This is a genomic window from Cryobacterium sp. Hb1, from assembly GCF_004403585.1.
GTDB lineage: Bacteria > Actinomycetota > Actinomycetes > Actinomycetales > Microbacteriaceae > Cryobacterium > Cryobacterium lyxosi.
In genome coordinates this window covers 90,543-108,479 of sequence record NZ_SOHI01000024.1, presented here as the reverse complement: position 1 = coordinate 108,479, position 17,937 = coordinate 90,543, and the positions used below count along the sequence as shown (strand labels likewise).

15 protein-coding genes are annotated in these 17,937 nt (G+C 64.1%); 6 read left to right on the top strand and 9 right to left on the bottom strand.

Annotation, left to right across the window (positions count from 1 at the left end):
- The first annotated feature begins 208 nt into the window (after positions 1-208).
- Together E3T38_RS07945 and E3T38_RS07940 are read left to right on the top strand one after the other, a co-directional pair.
- The gene (locus E3T38_RS07945; RefSeq protein WP_134547739.1) at positions 209-2,371 is read left to right on the top strand and encodes an ATP-dependent Clp protease ATP-binding subunit; all 2,163 of its coding nucleotides are present in this window, start codon (positions 209-211) and stop codon (positions 2,369-2,371) included.
- Between the two features lie 45 nt (positions 2,372-2,416).
- The gene (locus E3T38_RS07940) at positions 2,417-3,466 is read left to right on the top strand and encodes a zinc-dependent alcohol dehydrogenase family protein (protein WP_134547737.1); all 1,050 of its coding nucleotides are present in this window, start codon (positions 2,417-2,419) and stop codon (positions 3,464-3,466) included.
- Positions 3,467-3,590: 124 nt separating this feature from the next.
- Here E3T38_RS07940 and E3T38_RS07935 read toward each other — a convergent pair whose 3' ends face one another.
- Together E3T38_RS07935 and E3T38_RS07930 are read right to left on the bottom strand one after the other, a co-directional pair.
- Positions 3,591-5,276, bottom strand: coding sequence for a long-chain-fatty-acid--CoA ligase (locus E3T38_RS07935; RefSeq protein WP_134547735.1), 1,686 nt, complete (start codon positions 5,274-5,276; stop codon positions 3,591-3,593).
- Positions 5,273-6,337, bottom strand: coding sequence for a low specificity L-threonine aldolase (locus E3T38_RS07930; protein ID WP_174775220.1), 1,065 nt, complete (start codon positions 6,335-6,337; stop codon positions 5,273-5,275). Before E3T38_RS07930 ends, E3T38_RS07935 begins: the two co-directional genes overlap by 4 nt.
- A gap of 200 nt (positions 6,338-6,537) precedes the next feature.
- Between E3T38_RS07930 and E3T38_RS07925 the strand changes: the two genes are divergently transcribed.
- Complete coding sequence (locus E3T38_RS07925) at positions 6,538-7,389, top strand: phosphatidylinositol-specific phospholipase C/glycerophosphodiester phosphodiesterase family protein (RefSeq protein ID WP_134547733.1); 852 nt, start codon at positions 6,538-6,540, stop codon at positions 7,387-7,389.
- A gap of 25 nt (positions 7,390-7,414) precedes the next feature.
- Here E3T38_RS07925 and E3T38_RS07920 read toward each other — a convergent pair whose 3' ends face one another.
- From E3T38_RS07920 to E3T38_RS07905, 4 genes are all read right to left on the bottom strand, one after another.
- A complete protein-coding gene (locus E3T38_RS07920; RefSeq protein ID WP_134547731.1) occupies positions 7,415-8,527 on the bottom strand; it encodes an ABC transporter permease in 1,113 nt (370 codons plus the stop codon).
- The gene (locus E3T38_RS07915; protein ID WP_134547729.1) at positions 8,524-9,408 is read right to left on the bottom strand and encodes an ABC transporter ATP-binding protein; all 885 of its coding nucleotides are present in this window, start codon (positions 9,406-9,408) and stop codon (positions 8,524-8,526) included. The genes E3T38_RS07920 and E3T38_RS07915 overlap by 4 nt, the downstream gene beginning before the upstream one ends.
- Positions 9,409-9,519: 111 nt before the next feature.
- Positions 9,520-10,188 carry an SDR family oxidoreductase gene (locus E3T38_RS07910; protein ID WP_241984365.1) on the bottom strand — a complete coding sequence of 223 codons (669 nt, stop codon included), beginning with the start codon at positions 10,186-10,188 and terminating at the stop codon, positions 9,520-9,522.
- Positions 10,188-11,588, bottom strand: a complete 1,401-nt coding sequence (locus tag E3T38_RS07905) for a DUF6421 family protein (protein WP_134547727.1) — start codon at positions 11,586-11,588, stop codon at positions 10,188-10,190. Before E3T38_RS07905 ends, E3T38_RS07910 begins: the two co-directional genes overlap by 1 nt.
- A gap of 315 nt (positions 11,589-11,903) precedes the next feature.
- Here E3T38_RS07905 and E3T38_RS07900 point away from each other — a divergent pair, with 315 nt between their 5' ends.
- The gene (locus E3T38_RS07900; protein WP_134547725.1) at positions 11,904-13,580 is read left to right on the top strand and encodes a multicopper oxidase family protein; all 1,677 of its coding nucleotides are present in this window, start codon (positions 11,904-11,906) and stop codon (positions 13,578-13,580) included.
- Position 13,581: 1 nt separating this feature from the next.
- On the top strand, positions 13,582-14,454 hold the full coding sequence (locus E3T38_RS07895) for a hypothetical protein (RefSeq protein ID WP_134547723.1): 873 nt from the start codon (positions 13,582-13,584) through the stop codon (positions 14,452-14,454).
- A gap of 234 nt (positions 14,455-14,688) precedes the next feature.
- On the opposite strand, the gene E3T38_RS07890 is transcribed toward E3T38_RS07895, so the two are convergent.
- The 3 genes from E3T38_RS07890 to E3T38_RS07880 form a co-directional block, all read right to left on the bottom strand.
- Entirely contained in the window at positions 14,689-15,129 is a 441-nt protein-coding gene (locus tag E3T38_RS07890; RefSeq protein WP_134547721.1) for a ubiquinol-cytochrome c reductase iron-sulfur subunit, read from the bottom strand.
- A gap of 235 nt (positions 15,130-15,364) precedes the next feature.
- Positions 15,365-16,258: an amidohydrolase family protein gene (locus tag E3T38_RS07885; protein ID WP_134547719.1), complete on the bottom strand. Its 894-nt coding sequence runs from the start codon at positions 16,256-16,258 to the stop codon at positions 15,365-15,367.
- 147 nt (positions 16,259-16,405) lie between these two features.
- Positions 16,406-17,398, bottom strand: coding sequence for an LLM class F420-dependent oxidoreductase (locus E3T38_RS07880; RefSeq protein ID WP_134547717.1), 993 nt, complete (start codon positions 17,396-17,398; stop codon positions 16,406-16,408).
- Positions 17,399-17,492: 94 nt separating this feature from the next.
- Here E3T38_RS07880 and E3T38_RS07875 point away from each other — a divergent pair, with 94 nt between their 5' ends.
- Positions 17,493-17,924 (top strand): DUF3592 domain-containing protein, encoded by a 432-nt coding sequence (locus E3T38_RS07875; protein WP_241984364.1) that lies wholly within the window; start codon positions 17,493-17,495, stop codon positions 17,922-17,924.
- Positions 17,925-17,937 lie beyond the last annotated feature (13 nt).

Here is a 17,937-nt window from a genome sequence, read left to right as displayed (position 1 = left end):
AATCCGCCGCTTTCGCGGCACTCGTCGGTGGCGGTGGCACTCCTAACCCGGGGTGCCCCGAACTCTGACGAGTGCCGCGACACCGGCGGATGACGGGTGTCAGCCGTATGGGGCAGACGAGATGTTCAGCCCTCGAATATTCGACGCCGGGGAGATGGCCGGGGTACTAAACTTGAGCCAGCAAGGCTCAACTTTAGAGGAGACAGCGATGCAAGCCGGTCAGCGACCACCGCAGCAAGACGCCAAGACGGCCCTCGAATTGTATGGGGTGAACCTCACCGACATCGCCCGCAGTGGCAAGCTCGACCCGGTGATCGGGCGTGACGCCGAAATTCGCCGGATCAGCCAGGTGCTCACCCGGCGCACCAAGAACAACCCCGTGCTGATCGGAGAACCCGGCGTCGGCAAGACGGCCGTGGTCGAGGGGCTGGCCCAGCGCATCGTGGCCGGAGACGTTGCCGACTCACTCAAAGACAAGCAACTGGTCTCCCTCGACCTCGCTGCCCTCGTAGCCGGCGCCAAGTATCGCGGTGAGTTCGAGGAACGGCTCAAGGCCGTACTCAAGCAGATCAACGACGCCGACGGGCAGATCATCACCTTCGTCGACGAACTGCACACTCTGATGGGTGCTGGCGGCGGCGAAGGCTCCGTCGCGGCCAGCAACATGCTCAAGCCCATGCTCGCCCGCGGGGAACTTCGCCTGATCGGTGCCACGACCCTCAACGAGTACCGCGAATTCATTGAAAAGGATGCCGCGCTCGAGCGCCGCTTCCAGCCGGTGCTCGTCGACGAACCGTCGGTTGAGGACACAGTGGCCATCCTCCGCGGGCTCAAGGAACGCTATGAAGCCCACCACAAGGTGACCATCGCCGATTCTGCCCTCGTGGCCGCGGCATCCCTCTCCAATCGCTACATCACCGCCCGCCAGCTGCCCGACAAGGCCATCGACCTCATCGACGAGGCTGCGAGCCGGCTGCGCATGGAGATCGATTCCTCGCCGGTGGAGATCGACGAGCTGCGGCGCAGCGTCGATCGGCTCAAGCTCGAAGAGCTCGCTCTCAAGAAGGAGAAGGACGATGCCTCGAAGGCACGTCTGGTGAAGCTGCGTAGCGATCTGGTGGAGCGCCAGGCCACCCTCAAAGAGTTGCAGGCGCGATGGGACAACGAGCGGGCCTCGCTGAACCGGGTCGGCGAGCTGCGTGAGCGGCTGGACGCCGCCCGCATTGAATCTGACCGGGCGCAGCGTGAGGGAGACCTCGAGAAGGCGTCCCGGCTGCTTTACGGTGACATTCCGGTGATGGAGCGCGCGCTCGCCGACGCCGAACAGGAAGAATCCGTCGGCCCGCGCATGGTGAACGACCAGGTCGCGAGCGAGGATATCGCCGCAGTGGTCGCTGCGTGGACGGGCATTCCGGTCGGCCGGCTACTGCAGGGCGAAACCGACAAACTGCTCAACCTCGAAAACGAGCTCGGCCACCGCCTGATCGGACAGAAGCGCGCCGTGAGCGCGGTCGCCGACGCCGTGCGGCGTTCGCGTGCCGGCATCTCCGACCCCGACCGGCCGACCGGATCCTTTCTCTTCCTCGGCCCGACCGGCGTCGGCAAGACCGAGCTGGCCAAAGCGCTCGCCGAGTTTCTGTTCGACGATGAAAAATCCATGGTGCGCATCGACATGAGTGAGTACGGCGAGAAGTTCTCGGTGTCCCGCCTGGTTGGAGCGCCTCCTGGCTATGTCGGCTACGAGCAGGGCGGCCAGCTCACCGAGGCCGTGCGGCGTCGCCCGTACTCGGTGATTCTGTTCGATGAGGTGGAGAAAGCGCACCCCGAGGTGTTCGACGTACTGTTGCAGGTGCTCGACGACGGCCGCCTCACCGACGGCCAGGGGCGCACGGTAGATTTTCGCAACACCATTCTCGTGCTCACCTCGAACCTCGGTTCGCAGTTTCTGATCGACCCGACCCTGTCGGTGGAACAGAAAGAGGCGGCAGTGCAGGGCCTCGTGCGCCAGGCTTTCAAGCCGGAGTTCGTCAACCGGCTCGACGACATCGTGGTGTTCTCCTCGCTGACAACCGATGAGCTCGGCGAAATCGTCGAACTCGACGTCGACCGATTACAGAAGCGCCTCGCCGAACGCCGGCTGGACCTCGCCGTAACACCGGATGCCCGCCGCTGGCTGGCCGAGCGTGGTTACGACCCGATCTACGGTGCGCGTCCGTTGCGGCGTCTCATGCAGCGTGAGATCGACGACCGCCTGGCGAGGGCGCTGCTGGCCGGCGACATTCGTGACGGCGACACGGTGCTGGTGGCGCTGGCGGCCGACGGTGACGCGCTCACCGTGGCATCCGCTCCGTCGCTCGCAGCGACAATGTGACCCGAAGGGGGGGTAGATCCGGGTTGGGCGGGTTAGGGTTTATCAATGAAAGCAACTGTGATTTATGGTGAACGAGATATTCGCCTCGAAGAAGTTCCTGACCCTGTACTTTCGACCGGTGGCGACGCCATCGTTCGGGTCGTCGCGGCTTGCGTCTGTGGGTCTGACCTGTGGCCCTACCGCGGCGTGACCGCCACCAAAGAGCCACACCGTATTGGCCATGAGTTTGTGGGCATCGTCGAGGAAATTGGCCCAGACGTTTCGACCGTCAAGGTCGGGGACTTCGTCATTGCGCCCTTCTACGACTGCGACAACACCTGCGTCAACTGCCGCAATGGCGTGAGCTTTTCCTGCCTCCACCTTGTTCCGTGGGGTGAGAAAGACGACATGGGCGGCTTCGCCGACGGCGCTCAGGGCGAGCGGGTACGCGTTCCCCATGCCGATGGAACGCTCGTGGCAACCGCCGAGGTGCCGGATGACGCTCTGATTCCGGGACTGTTGACCCTCTCGGACGTTTTAGGCACCGGACACCACGCGGCCGTGTCTGCCGGCGTCACCGCCGGCAGTACCGTTGTCGTCGTCGGTGACGGAGCCGTCGGGCTCTGCGCCATACTCGCGAGCAAGCGACTCGGCGCGAGCCGCATCGTCGCCATGTCCCGTCACGCTGATCGCCAGGCCGTGGCCCGCGAATTCGGTGCGACGGACATCATCGAAGAACGTGGTGATGAGGGTGTTGCCGCGGTGCAGGCACTGTTCGATGGAATCGGCGCCGATTGCGTGCTGGAGTGCGTCGGCACTAAGGAATCCATGGATCAGGCCATCCGGTCAACCCGGCCCGGTGGGATGGTCGGCTACGTCGGCGTGCCCAACGGCGGCGCCGAGCTGCCCATCCGCTCGCTCTTTGGACGCAACGTGGGCGTGAACGGCGGCGTGGCATCCGTTCGCGGCTATATCGAGGAACTACTGCCCGAGGTTCTTTCAGGCCAACTCAACCCCGGTCGGGTCTTCGACCTGGAACTTCCCTTGTCCGAGGTGGCCGAAGCCTACGCCGCGATGGATGAACGCCGAGCCATCAAGGTGCTGCTGCGACCATAACCCGCCCGCGATAGCGAAAAAAATGCCCGTTTGGCTTAGGCCAACGGGCATTTTGCTTGCGCCGGAGCGATCTAATTCGGAGCGCGTACTATTCCATCTAAGGCTTCACGGTTGACCGGGCAGCCTATTTGCCTTTCAGGCGGTTACGCACCTCGCGGCGCAGCACTTTGCCGAGCAGACTGCGCGGCAGGTCGTCGACCTCGACGATGCGCCGCGGTACCTTGTAGGACGACAGCCGGGTGCGGCAGTACTCACGCACCGCAGTCACATCGAGGTCGACGCCGGGCCGCAGCACCACGACCGCCACGACGTCTTCGCCGCCGGTCGGGCTCGGCAGCCCGACCGCGGCCGCGTCGTCGATGTCGGGGTGCGACAACAGAGTCTCTTCAACCTCGGACGGCGACACGTTGAAACCGCCCGTGATGATGAGTTCCTTCAGGCGGTCGACGATGGTGATGAAGCCGTCGGCCGAGACTCGCACGATGTCGCCGGTGCGCAGCCAGCCACCGGGGAGCAGCACCTCGGCGCTCTCGCTCGGGCGGTCCCAATAGCCGGAGAAGACCTGAGGGCCGGCTACGAGCAGCTCGCCCTCCTCGTCGAAGCCGCGCTCGATCGTGGGGTCTTCCGGGTCGACCACACGAATGTCGGTGCTCGGAAACGGCACACCGACCGTTCCGGGGCGACGGCTCGGGCCGATCGGGTTGCCGGCGACGATCGGTGACGCCTCGGTCATGCCGTAACCTTCGACCAATAGCCCGCCGGTGGCCTCCTCCCAGCGTTCCACGATGGACACCGGCAGGTTCATCGCGCCCGAAATAGCAAAGCGAACGCCCGCAAGGCTCACTTTTTTCTTCGCTGCGGCCGTGACTAAGCGGTCGTAGATCGGCGGTACCGCCGGCAAAAAGGTGGGCGGTGCGTGCTTGGCCGCGTCGAGCACGAGCTTCTCGTCGAACTTGGGAAACAGTACGAGACGGGCGCCGATGCTCATCGCAAAGGTGAGGCAGAGGGTGAGGCCGTAGGCGTGGAACATCGGAAGAACGCCGTAGACGGTCTCGCCACCGGGGCGGAGGCCTGCTACCCAAGCGGAACCCTGCGCGGCGTTGGCGCGCAGGTTGTAATGGCTCAGGATGGCGCCCTTCGGGGTGCCGGTCGTGCCGCTCGTGTACTGCAGCACGGCCGTATCCGTGAGCAAGGGCCGCTGGTGCGACGGGTGCAGTTTGCGGGCACCCACGATCGACTCCCAGCTGATTGCGCCCTTTCCGGGCCCGGCGGTAAGAGAGGCACGAGCGTCCTGGGCTTTTTTGATCGGTAGTTTGAGGGCCAGCCGTTTCGAGAACGGCATCGCACGCGTGAGGTCGACGGTGACGATATCCGCTACGCGCATGTCTTTGGGGAACCTGCGCGCCGACTCGTAGACTTTGTCCCAGACGATTGCGACGCGGGCGCCGTGATCTTCGAACTGATGGCGCAGTTCCCGGTCGGTGTAGAGCGGATTGTGCTCGACCACGATGGCACCGAGGCGCAGTACTGCATAAAACGCGACGACGTGCTGCGGACAGTTCGGCAGCACGAGGGCAACGCGGTCGCCCGGGCTCACGCCGAGTTTGCGCAGGCCGTTCGCGGCCCGGGAAATCTGTTCTCCAAGCTCGGCGTAGGTGGTGCTGGAGCCGAAGAAGTCCAGTGCGATCGCCGGCGCAAACCGTTCAGCCGAGGTCTCCATCATGTCGGTGAGGGTTTCGGTGGTCTCGGCGATTGTGCCGGGAACGCCGGGCGCGTACGAGGCGAGCCACGGCCGGTGCGTGAAGGTCACGACAACTCCCGGGTGATCGCGGCCACGAACATGTCGACGTCGTCTTCGGTGGTATCGAAGCCGCACATCCAGCGCACCTCGTTTTTGGTGGCGTCCCAGTCGTAGAAGCGAAAATGTTCGCGCAGCCGGTCGGCGACGCCGGCGGGCAGGGTGGCGAAAATGGCGTTGGCCTGCGTGGTCTGGCTGAAATCCAGCCCGGTGATGGTGCCTTGGGTGATTGCGCTTTCGAGCGCGTCGCGCAGACGGGCGGCCATCGCATTGGAATGGGAGGCGTTGTGTAACCACAGGTCCCCGTCGAGCAGCGCGATGAGCTGCGCCGAGATGAAACGCATCTTGCTCGAGAGCTGCATGTTCGACTTGCGCAAAAACTTCAAACCAGTGGATGCAGCCGGGTTCAACACCACGATGCACTCACCCAGCATCATGCCGTTCTTGGTGCCTCCGAAGCTGAGTACGTCGACCCCGGCATCGCGCGTGAAGGCACGCAGCGGCACTCCGAGGCTCGCCGCCGCGTTGGAGATGCGAGCACCGTCCATGTGCAGCGTCATGCCTTTGGAGTGGGCGTGATCGGCGATCGCGCGCACCTCGTCGACCGTATACGCGGTGCCGAGCTCGGTAGTCTGGGTGATGGCCACGACGAGCGGCTGGGCGCGGTGCTCATCGCCCCAGCCCCAGGCTTCCTGATCGATGAGTTCAGGGGTGAGCTTGCCGTCTGAGGTGATCACCGGAAGCAGTTTGAACCCGCCGACGTGTTCCGGAGCGCCGCCCTCGTCGTTGTGGATGTGCGCGGTGGCTGTACAGATCACGGCGCCCCAACGTGGCAGCATCGACTGAAGGCCGGTGACGTTGGCCCCGGTGCCGTTGAACACCGGAAAAGCTTCGACGCCCTCGCCGAACTGTCGGGCGAAGACCTCCTGCAGCCGGGTCGTGTAGACGTCTTCGCCGTAGGCGATCTGGTGGGCGCCGTTGGCCTGGACAATCGCCTCCAGAATTTCCGGATGGATTCCGGAGTAGTTGTCGGAGGCGAAACCGCGGGAAGACAGATCATGGAGTTGGGTCACTCGTCCATCCTGCCGCATTCGGCTGAGCGATTCAGGCTCGCGGTATTTTCCCGCGATTCGTTGCGCATCGACGCCTCGCGTACGAGCAACGTCTATGGTCATGGCCGGTTCATCATTCGTTTGCCGGGCGGACACAGAGTGCGGATAAACCATATAGCTATACGCCTTCGCGTAGCTTCCTCCGCTCGGAAAGAGACCCCATGTATTTCAGAGTTGCCGCTTCGGCCCTCATCGCTCTCGTCGCCGTCACAACCGTTACCGGTGCCTCCCCACGCGTGGCGGAGGTGCCGTCACGGGTCACCCTCGGCGTCCCGCAGGATGCCGCCCATGCTCACAATGACTACGAGCATGACCGCCCTCTCTTCGATGCCCTCGAACAAGGCTTCACCAGCGTGGAAGCCGATGTCTGGCTTGTGGACGGTGAACTTCTCGTCGCCCACGATCTCGTGGATGTTCAACCGGGGGTCACCCTGGAAAGCCTCTACCTTGATCCCCTGTCCGAACTCCTGCGCGGGCACGGCCGCAGCGTCTACCCCGGATGGGATGGCAGCTTCCAACTGCTGATCGATATCAAAAGCGACGGTGAGAGCAGCTACGCCGCGATCGAGAAAGAGCTGGCGGGGCACCGCTCCATGATGACCCGGTACAGCAACGGCAAGACACAAACTGGACCGGTGATCGCCGTCGTCAGCGGCAACCGGCCCCTGGAAACCATGCAAAATCTGAAGTCGCGGTTCGCCTTCTACGATGGGCGTTCCACCGACCTGGCGTCCGGGCTACCGGCCGACCTTATGCCGCTGGTCAGTGAGAACTGGAACAAGCTCTTCGCCTGGCAGGGTGCGGGTCCCATGCCGGAGAGCGAGAAGGTCAAGCTGCGCGACTATGTGGAGCTGGCGCATGCCAACGGTTACCGCGTGCGCTTCTGGGGAACCCTGGACGTGCCCGGCGCAGCCCGCGAGGCCATCTGGACCCAGCTGCACTCGGCCGGCGTTGACCACATCAACACCGATGATCTCACCGCACTGGCGGAGTTCCTCGGGAGTCGAAACTAGCGAGCCGGTGCGCCTCTGCCTCCCGCTAGCCTTTCAGGGCGTCGCGCAGCGACACGCGGGCGCCCATGCGCAGCAGCGCGTTGGAGTAGATGCGCGACCCGATCAAAATCACCACCATTGTCGACAGTGCCAGCACGACCAGAGAGAGCACGGGTTCCCACCATTCGGCCTGGCCGAGGAAGATACGCACCGGCATCCCGACCGGCGCCGAGAACGGCACATACGACATGATTGCCAGCACGAGCGGGTTGTCGTTGAAGAAGACCACCATGAAATAAGGGATCATGACGAGGAACAGCACCGGTGAAGTCGCTGAGCCCACGTCTTCCTGCCGGGACACCATCGACGCCGTTGCCGCGTAGAGCGCGGCGAGCAACACGAATCCGAAGGCGAAGAACACGGCGAACCAGATGATGGCCGGGCCGACGTCGGCCAGGAGCAGCCGTTGCCCGGTCACCGCCAGGCCGATCGACACCAACAGGCCGATGGATACGATCTGTCCGAACGCCATCAAGCTGTTGCCGAGCACTTTGCCGGCCAGCAGCGCCCGCACCGAGATGGTCGACATGAGGATCTCGACGATGCGGGTTTGTTTCTCTTCGACCACACTCTGGGCGATGGTGGCGCCAAAGGTGGTCGCCGACATGAGAAAGATGATGCCAAAGCCGATGGCAACGAGGTAGGCGAGAAAACCGTTTTGCGAGGCCGGCTGGAGAATTTTCACATCGGGGCCCACGCTGAGCGTGCCGAGAACATCGAGCGGCGCCGAATCCAGGGCGATCACCGTGATGCCGAGCAGCGAATCGGCGTTGTCCGATGGCACTACGGCCGCGTCGACGGTGCCGTCGCGCACGAGCGCTTCGGCGCCTGTGACAGTGTCGGATTCGACGATATCGAAGGCGTTGGTTTGTTCGACGACGCTGGTGGCCGTGCCGACCACGGCCACCTTGGTGAGGCTTTCATTCTGGCTGGCCAGACTGCCGACGATGACCGATGCCACGGAGATGAGCAGCAGAATGCCGGTCGCGATGAGAAAGGATTTGCTGCGGAGGCGTGCCGTGATCTCGCGGTTGGAAACCAGCCAGACGCTCTGGGCGAAGGTGGGCGCGGTGTGCAGCGGACGTGTCACGTTGCTCATGCGATGACCTCCTTGAAGATGGTGGCGAGCGAAGGTCGCTGCTGGCTGAAGGCGTGTACCGCGCCGAGCGCGATCGCACGGTGCAGAACGGCTTGGCTGGCGGCATCCGTTTCGCTTTCGAAGACGGCGAAGTCGCCGTCGCAGTCGATGACGGTGACGCCGGGTTGGGAGCGGATCCAGCCGGTGTCGCCCGCGGTGCGAATCTCAAAACGGGGGCTGCTGTGCTGCTCCCGCAGCGCCTCGCGTGAGCCGTGCGCACGAATCTCGCCGTCGGCGATGATGACGAGGTCGTCGCAGAGCCTCTCGACGATATCGAGCTGGTGCGAGGAGAACAGCACGGGCGCGCCCTGCGCGGCGTAGCCGGTGAGCACGCTCATCACCACCTCCACTGCGAGCGGGTCGAGGCCGGAGAACGGTTCGTCGAGCACGAGAAACTCGGGGTCGTGCACGAGAGCAGCGGCGATCTGAGCGCGCTGCTGGTTGCCCAGCGAGAGTGATTCAACGGTGTCACTGGCGCGTTCGGTGAGGCCGAGGCGCTCCAGCAGATCGTCGGTATTGCGCCGGGCGAATGCTGGTGCCAGCCCGTGCAGGCGCGCCAGGTACACCAACTGTTCGGCAACCTTCATCTTCGGGTAGAGGCCGCGTTCCTCGGGCATGTACCCGAACCGGCGGCGATCGCTCGCCGTCACCGGCACTCCGTCGATGAGTACGGTGCCCGAGTCCGGTGACAGCACGCCGAGAATGATGCGCATAGTGGTGGTCTTACCGGCGCCGTTCGCGCCGACAAAGCCGGTCATGCGGCCGTCCCCGACCGTGAAACTCACGTCGGTGAGCACCTCTCTTGTGCCATAGCGCTTGGTCACTCCCCTGATGTCGAGCATTCGCGCCCCTTCGTCGTGCGTATCTTCACGGTAGCGCGGACCGTCGGGAGCCGGGGGCTGCCGACGAGGGGGGAGCCGAAAGGTGCGACGGTGCCAGCGGACGAGTATGTGTCAGGTTTCGGGGGCCTTTCGAGCCAGCACAACCCGGCCGGCATTGACGGATGCCGCCGCCTCATCCCACAGACGCGTCACGCCGGTAGCCAGCTCTATTTCCAAGCCGTCCAGGGAACGTACGACGAAAATCACTGCCGCGGCGGTGTCGCCGGCCTGTGCAAATCCCGATGCGACCGCGCGCACCCACGTTTCGGCTGCGGACTTCGCCGCCGCATAATTCGCGCCGCTTACCGAGGGCTGGTCGACCGACACGCTCGACACGATCGCGAGCCGCCCGGCCGAAGAGGCCAGCAGGTCGGCGTTATACGCCCGGGTGGTGTTTCGCAGCGTGGTGACCACGTGCGAGTGCAGAAAATCCCAGTCTTCGTCGCTCTGGCCGGCCAGGCCGCCGCCGCCGCGCCAGCCGCCCACCAGATGAATCAAGCCATCGATTGGCCCGGTCGCTGAGGCGAGCGCGGTCACCGCATCAAAGTCTGAGAGGTCGCACTCGTAGAGCGCCGCCTCCGGTGCCACGGCGAGCACCGACTGGAGGCGTTTGAGATTGGAGCCGACGGCGACGACTCGCGCGCCGGCCTCCGCTAGTGAAGCGGCGACGGCCAGACCGGCCGTGCTGGACGCCCCGGCGATCAGCACGGTGCGGCCAGCGACGGCCAAACTGGCACCCATCAGTCGACCACGCTGCCGGTGATGCCGGCCGTGGACTCGATGACCGTGCGCATCTTCTTCTCGAGCGCTTCGAAGAACATCGACAGCGGAAATTCGTCGTCAAGAACCTGGTCGGTGTAGCCCTTGGGAGAACCGGCGAGCACCTCGAGCGGCAGCCCGCGGGCCCAGGTCGAGGCCGGATTCGGCGTGAGGGTCTTCGAGATCATCTCGTAGGCCGCGAGCCAGTGCGCCTTCTTCGGCCGGTCGATCGACGCCCAGTACAGCTCGTCGATCTGCGCTCCGAGCGCGATGACCACGTCGGGCACGGCTTCCCAGTCGAAGGTGAGCCGGGTGTCGGTCCAGTGCAGCACGCCGTGCTGGTGCATCCAGGCGAACAACAGTTGACCGCCGAGGCCGTCATAGTTACGCACCCGGTTTCCGGTGATCGCGAATCGAAAGATGCGGTCGAAGATGACCGCGTACTGCACCAGTTTCGCGTGCCGACGTGCCTCGGGGCTCGCCAGCTCACTGCGCTCGATCGTGACCGATTCACGAAAAGCGGTCAGGTCGCAGCGCAACTCCTCGAGCGAATAGAGAAAGAACGGCATGCGTTGCTTGATCATGAACGGGTCGAAGGGCAGGTCGCCGCGCATGTGCGTGCGGTCGTGGATGAGGTCCCACATCACGAAGGTTTCTTCAGTGAGGTGCTGGTCGTCCAGCAGCACGGCCGCATCGGCGGGCAGCTCGAGCCGGGTGATCTCGGCGGCTGCGCGTACGACCCGGCGAAAACGGGCGGCTTCGCGGTCGGCGAAGATCGCCCCCCAAGTGAACGTGGGAATCTCGCGCATCGCGACCGTCTCGGGAAACAACACGGCCGAGTTGGTGTCGTAGCCAGGGGTGAAGTCGAGAAAACGAATCGGTACGAACAGTTTGTTCGTGTACCCGGCTTCGAGCTCACCGATGAATTCCGGCCAGATGACCTCGATCAGCACGGCTTCGACCAGGCGATTGGCGCTGCCGTTTTGCGTGTACATCGGGAACACCACGAGGTGGCGCAGCCCGTTTACGCGGTGTTGCTGCGGCTGGAAGGCCAGCAGGGAGTCGTAGAAGTCGGGTACGCCGAACCCGTCTGACGTCCAGCGGTCGAAGTCCACGACCAGGGCGGCCAGGTACGCGGCGTCGTGCGCAAAGTGCGGGGCGAGGTCGGTGACGGCCGCGGTGATGCGCGCAACGGATGCCGCGGCATCCGCGTGCCGGCCCACGTCGGTAATGGAGCCGTTCTGCGACTGCACCGCCTGCAGCGAGGTCGCCGCTGCCTTGAGGCTGAGCCAGGAGGGGTGTTGCGCGAGGCCGTCTTCAAGAACCTCGGGCTCTCCGACTAGAGCGTTAGCTACGTGTGTTTTTTCAACAGATATCGACATGGGAACCTCCGATTCGAATGAGTGTCGCGGTTGCGGCGGGCGTGCCACTTCAGAATATCGGGCGATGCCCGGCGTTTTCTTGCGATTTCTCGCAACGAATCGTCGCTCGTGGGGCGTAGTGGCGCTCGAATTCATCGTGGCCCATTGAATGGCGAGCCGAGACACGACGACGCTGTTCGATTGTGACCAGTTATCAGGGCAACGGGTCAGTTCCCGAGCGTGCTCACCAGCACATCTGAGTGGGCAAGGTTTTTACAAGGCCGCCACTGCACTCTTATGTGCGACCTCACATCGATGCACCACTCTGGAGTGATTATGACCACACGTAGGGAAGTGCTGCAGTTGGGCGCAGTGGGCGCCGTCGGTGCGATGAGCGCCGTCGGAATGGCGAAGATGGCGGACCCGGTCCCCGGCGTGCTGGCCCCGGCGAATATGCCGGTCCCGTATCGGGGTGTGTTCCGTCGCCCGCCCGAGCTGGTGCCGTACGCTACGGGCTTCGATGACGGTGACCCGGCTCGGCCGTTCGCCAAATTCGCCCTCACCGCGAAGGTAGGACAGGCCCAGATCCTTCCGGGGCTCTCCACCACTCTGGCAGGGTACAACGGTGTTTTTCCCGGTCCGACCATTCGGGTGCGGCAGGGAACCCGATCCGAGATACGCATCCGCAACGCTTTGCCGGCTACGGGGCTCCTGCACGCGTCGGCGTTCAACTCCGTCACTCACCTGCATGGCTCAGCGTCGTTGCCCCAGTACGACGGGTATGCCAACGACTTCACTGCTCCGGGCAAAGTCAAGAACTACCAGTACCCCAACTGGCAGTCCGCGCGCACGCTCTGGTACCACGACCACGACCACCTGGTCACGAGCCAGAACGTGTATTCCGGGCTCGCAGGTTTCTACCCGATGTCGGACCAGTTCGAGCAGGCGCAGCTGCCTCAGGGCGAGTTCGACGTGCCGCTGATGATTTCGGACGCAACGTTCAATGCCGACGGCTCTTTGGGATTCAACGACAACGGCCACGCGGGTCTGTGGGGTGACGTGATCATGGTCAATGGGGTGCCGTGGCCGACGATGAAGGTCAAGCCGCGCATCTATCGCTTCCGCGTGCTCGTGGCCTCGATCACACGCTCCTATCGGCCCACACTGTCCACCGGTGACCCGTTCTACATCGTCGGCACTGACGGCGGCATGACGCCCAAGGTGGAGGCGGTGCAGTCCTGGCGGCAGGGTACGGCGGAGCGCTACGAGATCCTGATCGACTTTCGCAAGTACAAGGTCGGCCAGATGATCGAGATGCGCAACCTGAGTAACAAGAACAACGTCAACTTCGTCAACACGAACAAGATCATGCGGTTCCAGGTGGTGGCCGACTCAGGTTCCACGACCGGATCGATCTCCGCCATCCCGACCACTCTCGACGACGGCGGCTCGCCGAACCCCGAGCTCGGCGGCCTCGACGTGATGAAGCTGACTCCGGACATGGCGGTGGCGAAGCGGATACTTCGGGTGAAGCGCCAGAACGGAGAGTGGACCATCAACGATGAGACCTGGGAGGACGTGGAGGCCTCCGGGTTCTCCCGGTGCTTTGCCAGCACTCAGCCATACTCCGTTGAGCAGTGGACCATCACGAACGAGTCTGGAGGTTGGTTCCACCCGCTACACATTCACCTGATCGACGGCAAGATCATCGCCCGAAACACCAATGGCGGCAAGCCGTTTTCCTGGGAGGGTGGGCCGAAAGACGTCTTCTATGCGGGTGAGAACGAATCCATCACCGTGCTGATGCAGTTCAACACCGGTGCGCACACTGGCGGGCGGTACATGGTGCACTGCCACAACCTGGTGCACGAAGATCACGACATGATGGTGCAGTTCTCGGTGGGGGACTCGCGAAACAACGACCCGGTCACCTCGGACTATCCGGTCGTGGATACCACCCCCATGAATTCGTATCCGCCGGTGTACCGGCCGGGGTTTGCCCCGGGAACCTGAGATGAACAACGCCACCAGAATGGCCACGGCAGTACTCATTGCGTTCGCACTGAGCGGATGCACCGCCGTGGCTCCACCCCCTACCAGCACTCCGGTCTCGACCGGATTGATCGGCTCCGCTGAGAGGGGTACCGATGCGGGGAACGACCGACCTATCGTGAACTACGACGGGCTGATGGTTCGACGTCGGGTAGTGATCGCAATCCACTCGACTCCCGACGCCGATGTGACCGCGCTCCGTACGGTGCTGGAGAAAGCGGCGAACCAGAGCCAGACGAACCTGTTCGATATCTCTCCCGACGTGCTGGACCCCGCCTCGCTCGAGCACTTCGTGCCGGAGCTGATCGTAGCTCTGCCGGCGGGGGGTACCGTTGCCGAAGCTGGGGAATTGGTCAATCGTGCCTACTTCCAAGACCCAGCGGTTTCCGGGGTGGACCACTACCACGTCGCCGAGGTCCTGGTGCACGATCTCCGGTTCGCGGTTCGAACGACCAGCCCTGCCGCACTGGAGGAGTCCATCGCCAAGGAAGGCATCTTGTCGGACGCGCTCGGCAACTATTCCACCACCCTGCGCACCGGTGAGCTCGACGTTACCTATACCGGCCCGCTGCTGAGCGATGAGCTGATAAATTCGGTACAAAACGGCATGGCACGCGCGGCGCACACCAAGCCGGGAGCCGTCACCGTTTCCTCCCGCTCGACTGCCGGGGTTGGTGTGGACATGGCAAACGAGCCGGCATCCTCGCCCGGAGCCACCGAAGCTCCTTCGGATCATAGCCACGACGACGCCGCGCACGACCCCGCGCACGACCCCGCTCACGACATCGCTCACGACATCAACGACGCTCCGGATGACAGCGACGGAGGACGGTAGTGGCGGCTCTGGCCACGGAAAAGGAAGCAACGTCGCCTAGTGTCGGCTGGCGCCGAGATACTCCCCACGGGCTATCGACTCAGACGAGTCGGTAGCCCGTTCTGCGTTCCGTCTTGGGGCGCGCTGTCCCGCGCTGGGTCCGCAGAACTCCCACATAGACAATCACCTTCTCGACCGGGCAGATCATCGTGGATGCTCACTCTCGGATGCGCGCTCGGGTGGCCGCCCGTACGTTCAGGAACCGGAGAGCACGACGCCGCCGGTGACGTGCACTGGAATCTTTTCCAACGGTGACGGCGCGGGGCCATCGAGTACCTCGCCGGTGGCAGTGTTGAAGCGTGACTGATGGCACGGGCAATCGAATTCACCGTTGCCGGATTTGACGACACAGCCTTGGTGCGTGCAGATGGCGCTAAAGGCAACGACACTGCCCTCTTTCGGCTGGGAAACCAGGATCGGTTTCCCGTCCAGGGTGGCTGAAATGGAGCCTCCGACCGGGATGTCGGCAAGTTTGGCGACCTCTTGGGGCGCACTCCCGCCCGCGGGCGTCGGCGTCTGGCTGCCAGCATCCACTCCGGCGGAGGCGTCGGTCGAGCAACCGGCAAGCGCAGCAGCGGTACCCGCGCTTCCGATCAAAATAACGGCGCGGCGGGAGAGATCGGTGGCCGGTGTCATGGTCGTCCTCGGATTCGGCATAGTGATTAGATGATCAATGCTCGATAAAGCAACAAGGTGGATCATATAGCCGGTACCGGCAGTATTACCCGAAGATGCCCAAATACGGCTTGGTCCTGCTCCACGGTGGAGCAGCCGGACCAAACCGTATCCTTCGCTCCGCGTCGCACGCCGGTCTGGTCGCCCCGGCGTTGGTGACCGCAGTGACCGCGGCCTGACCGAGGTGCGCGGCGCCCTACTCGCCGATCAGCCGTAGCCCGTTGTACCAGCAGACGGCGCGCAGCCAGTCGTCGTCGAGGCGCGGTTCCCGGTCACGCAGGCGTTCGAGCGACTCCAGCTGGTGCGCGTACGGGTACGGAATGTTGGGAAAGTCGCTGCCCAGCACTACCCGGTCGGGCAAGTCGGCCAGCCTGGACAGCAGCGCGGGGTCGAACGGCGCGAGCCGCTCGAAAAAGTCGGTGAATGCCATTGTGGTGTCGAGGTGCACCCACGGATAGCGTTCAGCGAGATCGAGAAACTCCCCGTATTCCGGGGCGCCGAGATGGGCGACGACGGCCGTCAACAGGGGATGCCGCGCCAACACCCCCGCAAGCTTGTCCGGCCCGGTGATTCCCGGCCGCGACACTGGCCCGCTGCCGACATGGATCACGACCGGAATCCCGGCGTCTGCGAGCAACCCCCAGACCGGATCGAGCAGGGGTTCGCGCAGGTCGAATGCGCCGATCTGCGCGTGAATCTTGAACACCCGAGCGCCGCGGTCGAGGGCGGATTGAACCTGCTCGAGCACGCCCTCTTCCGGGTAAAACGTGGCACTCGGCACACAATCGGCGTTTTCGGCGGCCAGACCGAGCGAGAAATCGGTCAGGGAAGCCGCCATGCCCGGTCGATGAGCATAGGACAGCGCGGTGAATCGGCGCACGCCCAGCCGGCGTATCGTCGCCAGGCGCGACTGTTGATCGTCTCGGTACTGGATCGGCCACTCGTGACCGATCAATGGTTTGATCTCGTCGAAGTGGGCCCACACGCGCCGCAGCATCCGTTCGGGTAAAAAGTGGGTGTGCAGGTCGATTAGTCCGGGCAGGCCGAGGCGACGCCACCAGGCCGGGACATCGTTGTCGGTGAGCATCATTTCATCCAGTCTGTCAGAACGCCTCGTGACGAGCGGATGCCCGGGGCTGTCTTCTCGCGCCACTCGATCTTTTTGGGCCTGGGCCTGGGCCTGGGGCAGAGGCTACGACCGGCTCGAGGCGGGACTCGCCCAACTCCAGGTGACCCGCTAACTCAGGGCGGGCATGACCTCCCGCTCGAACAATTCAATCCCCGACCGGTCGTAGGCGGCCTCTGGAAAGTAGTGGATCGCGTAACCGAGGCCACGCTTCTTCATCGCGGTCAGGCGCTCTACGATCTGTTCCGGCGTGCCAACACCCTGTGCGTCACCGTCACGGTACTCGGCCATGAACGCGGCGGCCCCTTCAGCCCCGAGATAAGGGGTCACCCGGGCCTCAATCGCGTCGAGCCGCTCGGCAACCTCGGCCTCGGTCGCACCGATCACCGTGTTGTAGTTCGCCGAGCGAACAATGCGATCGAAGTCGGTGCCCTGGGCCGTGCAGTGCTCGGCCAACAGCGCGCTCTTGTGTGAGAAGCCCTCGGGTGAGCCGTCGAAGTTGGTGTAGTCGGCGTACTGCGCGGCAATGCGCAGGGTGACCTTTTCGCCGCCGCCGGCGATCCAGATAGGAATGCCCCCCGCTTGCAGTGGGAGCGGCTGAAAGATGGCGCCGTCCATCTGGTAGTGCGCACCGTCAAGGGTGGCTGTGCCCGTGGTCCAGGCCTGTTTCATGATTTGCACGCCTTCGTCGAGGCGGGCCAGGCGCTCGCCGGCACGGGGAAAACCATAGCCATAGGCTCGCCACTCGTGCTCGTACCAACCGGCGCCGATGCCCATTTCGACGCGTCCGCCCGAGATGATGTCGGCGGTTGTGGCGACCTTCGCCAGGTATCCCGGGTTGCGGTAGCTCATACAGGTGCACATCTGTCCGAGGCGCACCCGTTTCGTCGTCGCCGCGAAAGCGGACATGAGCGACCAGGCCTCGTGGGTGGCCTGCTCGCTCGGCACCGGAACGGTGTGAAAGTGGTCATAGACCCAGATCGATTCCCACGCACCGGCATCAGCGTGGGCGGCTAGGCCACTCATTGTCGCCCACTGCGCGGCCGGTTCGATTCCGACCAGATCGTGTCGCCAGCCCTGAGGTACAAAGAGTCCAAATCGCATGGATTCAGCCTAGAGGCCCGTCGGTGCGAAGCTAAACGATACGCTTTAGCCATCGGGGTAAGCGCCGCGAGCAGACGATAGACAACGGACGGCGGTGGCAGTGCACGCTCTCGACTTCGCCGGTATTATGAGCGAGATCCTCACTTTCGTCGGCCTCATCATCGGAGCGCTCCTTTATCTGGTCGGCCTGTCCGTGCGCGGCATCAGTGGCCGCTGGACTCGCTCGACCGCCGTGATTGCCGCGTCGAGAACGGCCGCATCGAGTACGGCCGCATCGGGGCCCGCCACGGTCATCCGCTGGTTTGATAACGACGGCGATGTGCACGAGTGCCCGGCCGACACCCACGAGACGCAGCATCTGGTGGCGGGCGATGACGTGCGCGTCTGGTTTCGCGATCGCCGGCCGGAGAAGTGCCGCACGCACGACCCCGACCTCGATGGCAAGGGACTGCGCCTGATCGGCCTGGTATTGCTGGGCATTGGCGTTCTCGCCGGTGTGACCGGCATCGTGCTCATGTTTCTCTAGCCGCCCGTCGGCC